This window comes from Arcobacter sp. 15-2, from assembly GCF_047159865.1.
Taxonomy (GTDB): Bacteria; Campylobacterota; Campylobacteria; order Campylobacterales; family Arcobacteraceae; genus JAIOSF01.
The window spans coordinates 2132255-2146705 of record NZ_AP038804.1; the positions used below are offsets into that span (position 1 = coordinate 2132255).

Consider the following 14451-nt stretch of genomic DNA (forward strand, 5'->3'; position numbering starts at 1 on the left):
GTAGAATATCATGGCTAGAAAATTATTACGATTTACAGGTGTTGGTGGTCAAGGCGTATTACTCGCAGGGGAAATACTCGCAGTTGCAAAAATCAAAGCAGGTGGATATGGACTTAAAACCGCTACATATACTTCTCAAGTAAGAGGTGGTCCAACTGTTGTAGATATTACTTTAGATGATGAAGAGATATTTTATCCTTATGCAAATGATGGTGATGTAGACTTTATGTTGAGTGTTGCTCAAGTGAGTTATGATGCTTTTAAAAAAGGGGTAAAAGAGGGTGGTACTATTGTTATAGAGCCAAATTTAGTTCATGCCACGCCTGAAGATAGAGAAAAATGGAATATTATAGAGATACCTATTATTACAATCGCTAAAGAAGAGATAGGCAATGTTATTACTCAATCTGTAATAGCACTTGCTATTGCAAACGCAATCACAAATGCAGTTGATAAAGATATTTTAGAAGAAGTTATGCTTTCTAAAATACCCGAAAAAGTTCATGATATAAATATAAAAGCATATAGCCTGGGGTATGAATATACAAATAAGCTTTAGAGGTATCTAAAGCCTAATTAATAACTTTTAAATTACAAGTGTAAAAATAACTCCATCTTCTATATTTTTCACACTAAGGTTTCCACCTAATTTTTGTGCAATTTGAGAAGAGAGATAGAGTCCTACTCCTGTTCCTTCTTTTTTTGTAGTAACATTTGGTTTAAAAATATTATCTATGATATTTTCAGGGATTCCTCCTGCATTGTCTTGTAGTGTTATGATTTTGTTCTCATCATTTACGCTAAGCTTTATTTGTATCTTTTTGTCTTGGATATTTTTTTCATGGAATGCATCTTTTGAGTTATTTATCAAGTTTATAATGATATGTTTAAATTCATTTTCATTACCACTAATAAAGAGATTTTCTTCAATCTCTTCAGTAACTGTTATAGCATTTTTAATCAATTCATCTTGTAATAAAAGTAATACTTTTTTTATATTATCTTTTAAATTAAATTCAACAATTTTTTTATTTGGTCTAAAAAAATCTCTAAATTCATCTAGGGTATTTATCATATGTTGAATTTGAAAAAATGATTTATTTTGAAAATCTTCAATATAACTTTTACTAATTTTATCGTCCTCATAATCATACATCAATAAATCAATATACATATTAATAACATTTATTGGTTGTTTCCATTGATGTGCTATAGCATCTATCATTTCACCCATGGCTGCTTGTTTTGACTGTTGCATGAGTATTTTTTCTTGTGTTTCTCTTTTTTGAATCTCTTCTTGAACCGTTTGTTCTAAATTGTAAAGAAGATTATGTAGTTGAAGATGAGTTTTGATTCTTGCTAATAGAATAGGAGTTGATATAGGTTTACTAATATAGTCAATAGCACCCAATTGTAAGCCAAAAGTTTCATCATCAGTTTGACCTTTTGCTGTAACAAAAATAATAGGTATATTTGAAGTATTAGGATCTTTTTTGAGTTCTTTACATACCTCATATCCATCCATTTCGGGCATCATAATATCTAGAAGTATAAGATCTGGCTTCTTTTGACTCGATCTTACTATATCAAGTGCTTTCTTACCATTTGTACTTACTTTTACATTGTAGTTTTCTTTTTCTAAAAGTGTTTTTATTAGTTGAATATTTTGTGGGGTATCATCAACTACCAATATTGTTTTTTTCATCGACACTCCTTTTTTGAATAAAATAATATACCAATGGCAAAAATATTATAGCAATAATTAGACTAATAAGAAAGAAATTTTGTGTTATAAAATATTTTAAATTAAAAAGGTCTGTATATTTTGCTTTTAGTATAAACTTTATGTTGTGTTTATTATTTGCTATATTAATTCGATGTGAGTAAATATTTGAACCTCTATATTCATCATTTTTTAGTATGTTTTTATATTCTTTTGGAAATTCATTCTTTAATGAATAGTTATTGTCATTACCTAAAAGCCCATATCTGAAATCGTGATGTACTAAAAAATCGCCATTATTATCACAAATAGAAATATTATATAAACTAGAATCATGGAGTGTTTTGAAAAAATTTCTCAAAGAAATATTATAAATCAAAACACCTTGAATTGTTTTATTGTTACCGTAAACTCCAATTCCAATTCGTAGTGTTGGTTCTTTGGGTAGAGTTATTTTACCATTGTCCCTATTTAGGTCTATTTTTGAATAACCAATTTCTAAAGGTTTTAGTTGTATGAATTGTTGAAAGTAGTTCTTATTAAATTTATTTTGTAAATTCTTTTCTTTTACAATACTAGACATAGCATTGTCCCCATAAAGAGAGATAGCATTTCCATTTATTCGCAGTTTTTCCATACCATTTTTATCTAAGTATCTGATTTGTGTTATATCTTGAAAAGACTTTTTATTGTGTAAAAATAGTTCTAAAAGTTTTTTTTTCTCTTTTTTATCTACTATATATTGATAAAATAGTTGATTTGATTGAAGCGCTTTTAATGATGTAGTATACTGACTAATCATATTGAGAAATATTCTCTCTTTTGAAAGATAGTTTTCATAATACTGATTTTTAGAGATATCTACTAGTGTAGTATCTTGAGAAGTGGTTTTTAAAAAAAGACCACCTATAGATATAAAAACAGCAACAATTAAGAAATAGATAAATAAAAATCGAATACTCACTATTTATCCTTTAATTCGATTAAAATAGTGTTAAATATTTTAATTGTTTCTTCATAGTCAAAATTTTCAATGCTATTTTTTAGTTTAAATACTTGAGAATTTTTTATAAGTAATTTTAGGTTGTCAACAATATTTTTGAATAAATCATCGTTATTTTCACCATTATCTAGCATATCGATGAGGGTTTGTATGCTATTTATAAGATCATCTCTATCCATTCTTTCTATCATTTTAGTTGGTTGATTGTGTTTTATTGAGTTGATTGCATTACATATTTTTTTCATCTCCTCTTCTAGTACAGTTGTATCAACACTACTTAATGATATTTTTAATTGTTTATCTATGTCATGGATAATGTCATGAATATTATCAAATCCCAATGATAAGCCTTTGAGTGTATGTATAATTCGAATCACCACTTCTTTATCATTATTTTGTAGAGATTTTTTAAGTATATCTATATCATTTTTATGATTTTTACAAAACTTTTCAAGTGCTTCCAAATAATTGTTTTCATCTCTCCATATTTTTAAACCTTGTTCAATATTTATGATATCTTTTAGGGACTCTAAATTTAACTGCTTATCTACTATTGTGTTTGTAGTAATGATTTTAGAATTTTTCGTACCTAAATGAGAAGGAACTACATTTTCTATCTCATCAATTAAGTCATTTAAAATAAGAGGTTTGAGAGCGAACCCATCCATACCATATTGTAGTGTCATTGCTTGTTCTTTTTTTGTTACAGAGGCTGTGAGCGCGATAATAGATATATGTTCTCCTGTCTCTTTTTCTTTCTCTCTTATTTTTTGTGTTGTTTCAATACCATCCATCAATGGCATATGAATGTCCATTAATATAAGATCAAAATTATTTGGTTTTTCTAACTCTTTAAGCACTTCTAATCCATTTTTTGCCCATGTGATTTTATGTCCAAGTTCTATTCCTAAATTTATTTGAACTAATTCGGCATTTAAATCATTATCTTCTGCTAAAAGAATATTAAATAATCGTTTTGACTCAACAATTGTGTGATCGATTGTATTGTTATATAGCGAAGATTCTGTACACGGTGTTTTGGTAAGTGGCAGAGTTATAGTAAAAGTAGAACCATTATAAATTTTACTTTCTACAATGATATTTCCATCCATCAAATTCACAAGTTGTTTACTAATAACAGTACCTAGTCCAGTTCCTCCAAATCGTCGTACTGTAGATGCATCTGCTTGTACAAATGCATCAAAAATAGTACTTAGTTGGTCTTCACTCATACCAATACCTGTATCAATAATTTCAAAAATAATTACTTTTCTTTTTGGATATACTTTTAGTGTAACACTACCATTTTCTGTAAATTTTATGGCATTTCCAATTATATTTATCATCACTTGTTTAATTCTATGCGGATCACCTAAATAGCAGTTTTCTAAATCTTCTAATCGTAATATAAGGTCAATACCTTTTTGATTTGCATTTACTTCTAGCATACCAATTACTTCTGCTAATAAGTTTTTGAGATTAAAAGGGATGTTTTCTAAATCTAGTTTTTGAGATTCTAGTTTACTAAAATCTAAAATGTCATTAATAATTTGTAACAATCCACTCGCGGATGATTTTGTTTTTTTAATATATTCATTTATCTCTTCAGGTAAATTTTTGGAACGAAGTGCCAGATCTGTAAAACCTAAAATAGCATTCATAGGTGTTCGTATCTCATGACTCATATTTGCTACAAATTCACCTTTTGCAATAGAAGCTTGTTCTGCTGATATTTTAGCATTTTGGAGTTGGGTTTCTATCATTTTTCTTTCACTTATATCGAGTATGATTCCAATCATTTTAAGTGGTTTTTTAAATGTATCAAATTCAACTTCTGCTTGTACAAATATATATTTTCGTTTATTGTTTTTTAGTTTGATGCTAAATTCAGCTTTAAAAGTTTCTAAATTATTAATAGCTTGATTTAATTGCTGAAGAACTCTATCTAAATCTTTTGCTTCAATCATATCAATAAAATGGTTACGATCCAAAAGGCTCTTGTCATCAAGTTCATAGATTTCATACATTTGTTGAGAACCTCTAATTTTACCTGTTGCTATCTCTAGTTCCCAGCTACCCATCTGTGCTATTCTTTGAGCTTCTTCTATTTTCTTTTCATTGGTTATATCTTTTCTTATTGCAGTATATCCAATAAGTTTATTTTCTAAATTATAAACAGGACTTATACTTGCCTCAACCCAATAATACCCACCATCTTTTTTTCTATTTTTAATGATACCTTTCCAAGTTTTTTCTTTTTTTATTGTTTCCCAAAGATTAGTGTAAAGTTCATTTGACATATCAGGATGTCTAACTATTCTATGATTTTTTCCTTCCAATTCTGAAAATTCATATCCACTAATTTCACAAAATGCTTTTGACGCATAAGTGATATTTCCCTCAACATCAGTTGATGAAATAATAATATGTTCATCAGTAAGTGCTAGTTGATTCTTTAGGTTTTGTTCTTTTATTTTTTCATGTGTTATATCTCGAACAGCACCAAATGTTCTTGATAAATTTCCATTACTATCAACTTTATGGACAGCTCTTTCTTCAAGTATTTTCAAGTTTCCTGAGGGAGTTATTATTTTATGAATCACACTATATTGTGAATTTGATTGTAGTGATTTTTTAAATGCCTCTTTTACTCTTTTTTTATCATCGTTATGAATACATCGAATAAAATTGTCATAAGTTAAATGAAAATCATTTTTATCTACTTCAAAAATATCGTATACTTCATCCGACCAATACAGTGTTTTGGAAACTAAATCGTATTCCCAACTACCCATATTCGTTACTTTTTGTGCTTCTGTAAGTCGATTTGTAAAACTTACAAGATCTTCTGTCATTTTGTTAAATGTTTTGGCTAAAGTACCCACTTCATCATTACTTTGAATATGTGATTTTTGATTGAAGTCATCTTTAGAGAAAGCATCGACAGTTTTGGTAAGTTCAATAATAGGATTACTTAAATTTCTTGAAATAGTAATAGAAAGTAAAAGTACCATAGGGATAACCAATGCAAGCATAGCATACAGATCATTTTGGTGACTTTGAAGGTTTTGAAATAACTCCTCTTTATCAATCTTTACAACAATACCCCAGTTTATATTTTGTATATAAGTAGTTGCAGCAAAAACTTCTATAGAACGATAATCTTTTACATTTTGAAAAAAGCTTATTTCATTGTTTAGAGCCTTGAATATTGTGCTGTTTTGATTTGATTGAGTAATTATTCTTTTTTCTATTGAATTGGTATCAAATCGTCGTGGTGTTAAGATATATCCACCATCAATGGTTCTTTTAGCGATGATGGTTTCCCCTGTTTTTCCAAGACCAGTATAATCAGAAGTTATTTTTTTTAATTCGTCTAAACTAACATCGATATATACAGTACCTATAATTTTATTTTTTGAATAAATAGGCGCTCTTGATTGGAATACCAAAATACCATCTTTATTTTTAATATTTAGTCCTATCTTTATGGCTTGAAGTTGTTCGATAGAAAGAGGAAAAGAGAAAATCTTATTATTTATAAGCTTAGAATCTGTTGCTGAAAGAATATTTCCTTGCAAATCAGTAACCTTTACTTCTTGAATCTCATTTATACTATTTTTAAATTCTTCTATAATTATGTTTATTTTATTTAAATGATTTTTGTGAGAGTTTTGACTGTATTGTTCAAGTAAATCTGAAAGCTCTCTTCTATTTGTTATGATTGACAATAAGTTTTTATTATTATTGAGATACTGTTCAATTCTATGTTTTTGTATATTTGCTACAGATAAAAGTTGATCTTTGGTGATGTCGATATATTTTTGTTTGTCATATTTATGGGCGATAAAACTAAATATAACAAACATTACAGTAACACTAAGAAATAAAGAGAGAAGTATTTTAATTTTAATTTTCATATCAAAATTCCTTAGTTAAGATAATCCATTTTATTATATGAATACTAAAAGATAACTTTCTCAAAGTTTAAGTTATGAAATTTATTATATAAGTCCCCAATATTTAATAAAGTTATCATCTATATCGATGATTTTTCTTTGTCTTAAATCATCAATTACAGATTTTGTACAAACAACATCATCTGGCCATCTTCTTTGAAAATTGTCATGATTATTTTTGTTTGTAGCATCGATACTAACTGTTTGTCCATCGATATAAATATCTCTATTGCTATCGATATTATTCACAACTCTCCAAATTAGCATGTATGGATTATTGAGTTCATTGTTTTTTTCATCAACGATTGCAAGGATTTTGATATGATTAAAAAGTGGTTTTAATTCATCGATAAGATATTTTTGGCTTCTATTTTTCTCCACAGATATAACTACAATAGGACTTTTTGTATCAGTATAATACTGTTTAAGTCCTTTGATATCTTTAGATATATTTTGCATCTTTTCTAAAAGTACAGCATCTTCTAAAATTTCTATACCAAGTTCAGCTATATCATTTCCAGTACAATCAATCCCAAGTTTTCCACCAACTGCAAACTTTGGACTACTATGATCGAGTGCATCAACAACACCTTTTGTAATAAGTATATTGTCAGTTGTAAATCTATCTAAAATATAAGGTATCACTTCCATACTTGGTAAATCAGGGGCATCTTGATCTACAAAAATAGCGTGCTTTACAAAACTCATTTGACCAACTCCCCAAAAAGCGTGCATGATTTGTTGAGCATGACCTGGGTATGCTGTTTTTATTTTTCCTAAGATTAGATTATGAAATACACCATTTTCAGGCATATAATAATCTAACAAATCAGGTGCAGTAGTTTGTAAAAGAGGTAAAAATATTCGCTCTGTTGCATGACCCATATATTTGTCTTCTAAAAGAGGTTTTCCTACAACTGTTGCTGCATAGATAGGATTTTTTTTACTAGTAATCGCCGTAACATCCATAAATGGATAATCTTCTTCTAAAGTATAGTATCCAGTATGATCTCCAAATGGTCCTTCTATTCTCATATTTTCAACATCAACTAAGCCTTCAATAACAAAGTCTACATCGTTTGGCACATAGATATCGTTTGTGATAGATTTTACTAGTTGTGCATTTTTCTTTTTAACAAAACCATATAACATAAGTTCAAATACACCAATTGGTAATGGCGCTTGCCCACACCAAATATACATAGGATCTCCACCAATACCAATAGAAACAGGCATCTTTTTACCAGCTTTTTTGTATTCGTGAAAAAAGTGATTTGAATCTTTATGTATCTGCCAATGCATCCCTACTGTTTGGTCATCATAAATTTGAAGTCGGTACATCCCTACATTGTGCATAGTGCCATCAAGGCTTGTAGTGTATACTTGTCCCATAGTAATAAACGGACCACCATCTTGTTCCCAAGTTGTTAAAACTGGTATGTCACTTAGTTTTGCTTCTTTTCCTAGTTTGATGATTTGTTGACATTCCCCTTTTCCTTTGAGTCTTTTTGGAAAAACTGATTTTAGATTGAAAAGTTGTCCGAACATTGCAAGTTTGTTCATAAAACCAGTTGGTGGTTTCATTTTAAGTAAGCCTTCTATCTCTTTTGCTATTTTATCACCATCACCTATGAAAAGCTCGACTGCTTCTTCGTTACAAAAAACATTCATGAGTACTGGAGTATCAAATGTTTTATTGTTTTTTTTATCAATAGGATTTGTAAAAAGTAGGGCTTTGCTATCCTCTTTTTTTACTTCTATATAAGCAATGTGTGGAATCTCAAGATAGATATCTAAAGGTTCATCGATTATTCTTAATAAGTTATTTTCTTTTAGTTGTTTTATTATTTTATCTTCCATACTTTTATTATAGCAAAACAACTATTAGTTCATATGGGTTTTATATCTCTTGATAATATTTTTAAGATATATAACTATTTACATCCACTTCATCTATTTGTTCCGCTGTTAAATTTTCTTCTGCATATTTTTTATAAAAACCACTTGTCAAAAATAATTCAAAGATATCTTTATCGATGTGCTTGTCTTTAACCATAAAACTCAATATTTTAATAACTTCAGAGAGTTTTTTTGGTGTTTTATATGGTCTATCTGAAGAACTTAAGGCTTCAAAAACATCAGCCAATGCAATAATTCTAGCAGGGATAGAAAGTTGCTCTTTTGTTAGTTGTCGAGGATAACCTGTACCAATGAGTGTTTCGTGGTGTCCTCCTGCATATTGTGGTACATTTTTAAGGTTTTCTGGAAATGGTAGCATCTCTAACATTTTTATTGACATGATTACATGTTCGCTAATTTTAAATCGATCTTCTTTTGTTAAAGTACCTCTTTCTACGGTTAAATTGTAAATCTCTCCTAAATTATAAAGATCTTTTGGAACTTCCATCTTAAAGTTGTACTTGTCATGTTCCTCTTGTGAAAAGTTTGTCCGTGGAATAATATGACTTTTCTTATTTGCAAGAATGTATTCTATATTACTGTCATTTTTTTCATATCTTAGTTCTTCATCATAAGAAAGCCCAATACTATCATCAAAATATTTTTGCCATGTTCTTTGAGCTATCATCTTAATTCTATCTTTACTTTTTTGATCCATATATTCACCACCAACATTAGATATTGCTACAAAATTAAAATCATCAATCAGTTTTTGTTGTTCAATTTTCAAGTTATTTTCTAATTGTTTTTTATCTTTTGTATTTTGCAGTTGTTTATGATAGTCAATTATCAAATCACGATAAACAATTTCAAATCGCATTCTGATTTCATGAATTCTATTGTAAATAGTTTCTAATTTTGTTGCTTTATCTATGATATATTCTGGTGTGGTTACTTTTCCACAATCATGCAACCAAGCAGCAATACTAATCTCTCTCATTTGATCTTCATTTTCGATTGTAAAATCTTCAAAAACACCATTTTTTGCTTCAGAAGCAATCTTGGCTAACTCTATACTTATAATAGGAACTTTGTTACAATGTTCACCATTGTATTCCGATTTTGCATCAATTGCACCAGCTATGAGCTCTATAAAAGAATCCATGAGTTTCAGTTGAGCTTCTTCATACTCTTTAATAGAAGTTGACATAGAAACTAATGAATCTGAAAGAGAAGATAGTTCACTTATTTTAGTATTGATATGTATAACTTCATCAAATTTTCTATTTTTTATCTTCTCGTTTTCTATCTCAAGTGCATGGATTGGTTTTGAAACTAGTTTTGTTAAATAAAACATAACCGGAGAAAGTAATAACATTACAAATAAATTCAGAATAATAGCATAAGTTATCTCTTCATTATAGGGAGCCATGATGATTTCTTTTGGTGTTAAAGTTATAAGCTGGCTTTTTGTTCCTAAAGGAGATACTAAAATACTATTAGATATAAAATATATTTTTTCGTTAAATGATATAGATAAATTTTTGAGCTTTATTTGATTTATAAATTCACTTATATCCTCTTTTGAAATGTGATGATCTACATTCGAAGCAAGAAGTTTATTCTTATCTTGGTCTAATAAAAAAGAGAGAGATCCTTTAATATCAGTTTCAGATTTCAAAAGTGATGAAATAGTTTTAAGTGAAACATCTACTCCTATGATGTTATGGGTATTCTTTATTTTTTTTGCGTAAGTTAGACCTAAAGAATCAAAGTTTGAAAACTGATAAGGTTCGGTTTTAATAATATTTGAATCATTGAAAGCTTTTTTATACCATGGTCTTTTTGTTGGATTATAATTTGAAATTTCACTTGTTGTTCTAAGTATTTTTAAATCTTTATTTAAAAAGCAGTTTTCTTGTATTCGTTGCGTTGCCTTTTGACTTACTTTTAAAAGTAGCCATCGTTCTTTATGATTGGAATTATACTTCATTCTTAAAGATGGATTAACATCTAAGTTTATAACTTCATAAAAATCACCATTTTCATATCCTATATACATGGCATAGATAAAAGGATAACTACTCATAAAAGTTGTAAATTTATTTGTTAAGGGGTGTGTAAGAAGTTCTTCTGGTTTTTTAGTACTTTCATCTAGCAATTCTGTTATCGTTACAATGTTAGTAACAGAATTTTCTATATTGTCTATTTTTAAAGATGTGTTGGAAGCGGTTTTTTTCATATCTTTTTCTACAGACTCTAAAGCTATTGTTTGTGAAAAATAGTATTGTAATCCAAGTGTAACAAAAAGAGTAAGCAAAACTATTAATGTAAATATAGTAAGAATTGTTGGGCGTATTCCAATATGTAGGTTTTTCATTTAGGTTCCTTATTCTTTAATATTATATTTATAAAATCCTTATAATAATATTTATTCTTATAAAAAAGAAAAAGGAATATAGCTATAATAAATTACATAAAGATACATATCAATGAAATTTAAAAAATTTATCAATATAATTATTTCAATCAAAAGTAAAGAGATGGTACAGTTATAAAGTTAAAACATTGCTAATTATATTTCAACAGTTTAGTAAAAGTATTAATTACATATATACTTAATAGTATCATGTAAAATGTAAGTGAGGCTACAAAATGAAAAATAGAAGAGAAGAGATTCGAAATTATTCAAAAAATATAAATTTACTCTATGTAGAAGATGATGTAGTTTCACAAGAGTATACATTGAAATTTTTGTCACCTATGTTTGAAAATATAATTTTAGCTAATAACGGTGAAGATGGTTTTAATAAGTTTTTACATAATAAAGTAGATATTGTTATCACAGATATTAATATGCCAAAATTAAATGGTATAGAGATGATAAAAAAAATACAAAATGAGAATCGAAACTGTTATTTTATTATTTTATCTCAACATGATGAATCAGATATTTTTTTACAAAGTATAAATTTAAATGTAGATGGTTATATTCTTAAACCTTTTAGTTTTGATGAATTATTAAATAGTCTTGAAAAAGTTATTGAAAAGTTTAAGCTAGAATATGAAGCAAAAAATCATAAATATTATATAGAACAATATCTAAATTTGATGGATCAAAGCAATATTATCTCTAAAACTGACACTGAGGGTATCATCACTTATGTGAATGATAGCTTTTGTAAAATAAGTGGTTATAAAAGAGAAGAGGTGATAGGGAAAAAACATAATATCACCAGACACCATGAAAATCCAAATGAACTTTATGAAGAGATGTGGCATACGCTAAAAGTAAAAGAGGAGAGTTGGGAAGGTGTAATTAAAAATCAGTCTAAAAGTGGAAGTACTTATTATGTACGAACTATTATCACACCTATTAAAAATATTAAAAATGAAATTGTAGAATATTTTGTAGTAAGAGATAATCTTAATACGGTAGTTGATGATAAAAAGTTTCTTTTTGAAAAAATAGAGGAAAACGAGCTCTCTATATTAGTTGTCTTACAAATTGATGAGTTTGATATGCTTGATAAGTTTTATAATGCCTCAACAGTTGAAAAAGTTGAAAAGAATTTTGCTTTTCAACTCCTTTCCTACCTTCCAAAAGAATATAGTTTTGTAAATGTTTATTCTGTAGGAAATGGTAGTTTTGCTTTATTAACTGAATTTGAAGATTTTAATAAATCGGAATTAAGTCTTGAAAAGTATCTCAATGATTTTGTCGAAAATGTAAAAAAATCAAATTTAGAATTTGAAGATATGGAATTTGATCTTAATATTACAGTAAGTTATGCTATTGGAAAGTATATGCTTTATGAGGATGCAAAAGAGGGATTAGAAAATGCTCTAAAACAAAAAACTAAAGTGAGCTTTTCAAATGACTCTTCAATTATAGCTTCAAAAGAAGCAAAAGAGAACTTAGAGATGATCAAGACTGTAAAAATTGCATTGGATAATTTTAATATTGTTTCTTATTTTCAACCAATTATTAATAATAAAACAAAAGAGGTTGAGAAATATGAATCATTAGTAAGGCTAATAGATGAAAACGGGGAGATTCTTTCCCCTTTTCATTTTTTAAATATTTCTAAAAAAGGGAGTTATTATAATAAAATAACACAAAGAGTTTTAGAAAATTCTTTTAAAATTCTCAAAACAATTAATACAAAACTTTCAATTAATATCTCGGCTGTAGATATAGAAAATGAACAAACAAGAACACAAATTTTTACTTTACTTGAGCAACATAAAGGTGAAGCAAATAGAATTATTTTTGAGCTTTTAGAAGATGAAAATGTTCAAGATTTTGAAGTCATTAAAGATTTTATAAGAGAGATAAAGAGTAAAGGTGTTCAAATTGCTATCGATGATTTTGGTGCTGGTTATTCTAATTTTGAAAGAATTTTAGAATTTAGTCCAGATATCCTTAAAATAGATGGCTCTTTAGTGAAAAATATAGAAAAAGATCCATTTAGTAGAAATATAGTTGAAACAATAGTTTTATTTGCACAAAAGCAAAATATTGAAACAATTGCAGAATATGTTGAAAATGAAACTATTTTCAATATTTTAAATGAGATAGGTGTAGATTATTCGCAAGGTTATTACTTTGGAAAACCAGAAGAATTAGAACAAAGGAACAAATGAAAAATATAATAGATGTAAAAATTAAACCACAATATACAAATGAGTATCAAAATAGATATCCTTTAATTCAAAAAGAGATTTTTAATGATGCTGATATATTAAAAGAAGAGGGGGCTATAATCAATCTATTAACTTCAAATAATAAGTTTATAGGAAGAGGGTATTATGGTCGTCAAAACAAAGGGTATGGTTGGGTTTTAACATACGATAAAAATGAAGAGATAAATACAGCTTTTTTTATAAAAAAAATAAAAGAAGCTATATCAAATAGAGAGTATTTTTATGAACAAGGAAAACAAAATATAACTACAGCATTTCGAGTAGTAAATGGTGAAGGTGATGGATTAGGTGGTATCACGATTGACTATTTCGATGGGTACTATATGATCACTTGGTATAGTTTGGGTATATATACTTTTAAAGATATGATTGTTGAAGCTTTAAAAAGCTCCACAGAATATAAAGGTATCTACGAGAAAAAAAGATTTGATACGAAAGGTCAATATGTAGAAAATGAGAGTGACTTTGTATGCGGAACTGAAGCACCAAAACCACTTATCGTAAAAGAAAATGATGTGAACTTTGCAGTATACTTAGATGATGGTGCTATGACTGGTATATTTTTAGACCAAAAAGAGGTGAGAAAAACTATACGAGATAAATACTCTAAAGGTAAAACAGTACTAAATGCATTTTCATACACAGGAGCTTTTTCAGTTTATGCAGCACTTGGAGGAGCAGTTAAAACTACGAGTGTAGATTTAGCAAAAAGAAGTTTAGCTAAAACTTCTGAGCAGTTTGCAGTAAATGATATAGATCCAAATTCACAAGAGATAATTGTAGATGATGTATTTAACTATTTTAAATATGCCGTTAAAAAACAGTACAAGTTTGATATGGTGGTATTAGACCCACCAAGCTTTGCACGAAGTAAAAAAATGACATTTTCAGTGTCTAAAGATTATGTAAAACTTTTAAAAGAAGTGATACAAATAACCAATAAAAATGGCATCATCGTAGCTTCTACAAACTCAGCAAACTTTGGAATGATGAAGTTTCGACAGTTTATAGAACAAGCATTTAAAGAGTTAAGAGGAAGATATGATATCCTAGAAACTTTTTCTCTTCCTAAAGATTTTAGAGTGTGCAATGAATTTAAAGAGGGTGATTATTTAAAGGTTGTTTTTATTAAGAAGCGGTAGTATCTTATTTTTTATTCT

The 14451-nt window shown here is 28.0% G+C and carries 8 protein-coding genes; 3 read left to right on the forward strand and 5 right to left on the reverse strand.

Translation table 11 applies throughout. From position 1 onward, the window contains the following. The first annotated feature begins 10 nt into the window (after positions 1–10). Positions 11–559 (forward strand): 2-oxoacid:acceptor oxidoreductase family protein, encoded by a 549-nt coding sequence (locus ACMCMH_RS10705; protein WP_412725413.1) that lies wholly within the window; start codon positions 11–13, stop codon positions 557–559. 27 nt (positions 560–586) lie between these two features. On the opposite strand, the gene ACMCMH_RS10710 is transcribed toward ACMCMH_RS10705, so the two are convergent. The 5 genes from ACMCMH_RS10710 to ACMCMH_RS10730 form a co-directional block, all read right to left on the reverse strand. Further along, the gene (locus tag ACMCMH_RS10710; RefSeq protein WP_412725415.1) at positions 587–1705 is read right to left on the reverse strand and encodes a response regulator; all 1119 of its coding nucleotides are present in this window, start codon (positions 1703–1705) and stop codon (positions 587–589) included. After that, a complete protein-coding gene (locus tag ACMCMH_RS10715; RefSeq protein WP_412725417.1) occupies positions 1680–2687 on the reverse strand; it encodes a hypothetical protein in 1008 nt (335 codons plus the stop codon). Before ACMCMH_RS10715 ends, ACMCMH_RS10710 begins: the two co-directional genes overlap by 26 nt. Next, positions 2687–6646 (reverse strand): PAS domain-containing protein, encoded by a 3960-nt coding sequence (locus tag ACMCMH_RS10720; protein ID WP_412725419.1) that lies wholly within the window; start codon positions 6644–6646, stop codon positions 2687–2689. The genes ACMCMH_RS10715 and ACMCMH_RS10720 overlap by 1 nt, the downstream gene beginning before the upstream one ends. Before the next feature lie 84 nt (positions 6647–6730). Then, positions 6731–8545: a menaquinone biosynthesis decarboxylase gene (locus tag ACMCMH_RS10725; RefSeq protein ID WP_412725421.1), complete on the reverse strand. Its 1815-nt coding sequence runs from the start codon at positions 8543–8545 to the stop codon at positions 6731–6733. 61 nt (positions 8546–8606) lie between these two features. Continuing rightward, positions 8607–10964: an HD domain-containing phosphohydrolase gene (locus tag ACMCMH_RS10730; RefSeq protein ID WP_412725423.1), complete on the reverse strand. Its 2358-nt coding sequence runs from the start codon at positions 10962–10964 to the stop codon at positions 8607–8609. A gap of 275 nt (positions 10965–11239) precedes the next feature. Between ACMCMH_RS10730 and ACMCMH_RS10735 the strand changes: the two genes are divergently transcribed. Both ACMCMH_RS10735 and ACMCMH_RS10740 read left to right on the forward strand, forming a co-directional pair. After that, positions 11240–13231, forward strand: a complete 1992-nt coding sequence (locus tag ACMCMH_RS10735) for an EAL domain-containing protein (protein ID WP_412725425.1) — start codon at positions 11240–11242, stop codon at positions 13229–13231. Further along, positions 13228–14433: a class I SAM-dependent rRNA methyltransferase gene (locus ACMCMH_RS10740; protein WP_412725427.1), complete on the forward strand. Its 1206-nt coding sequence runs from the start codon at positions 13228–13230 to the stop codon at positions 14431–14433. Before ACMCMH_RS10735 ends, ACMCMH_RS10740 begins: the two co-directional genes overlap by 4 nt. The last annotated feature ends 18 nt before the right edge of the window (positions 14434–14451 follow it).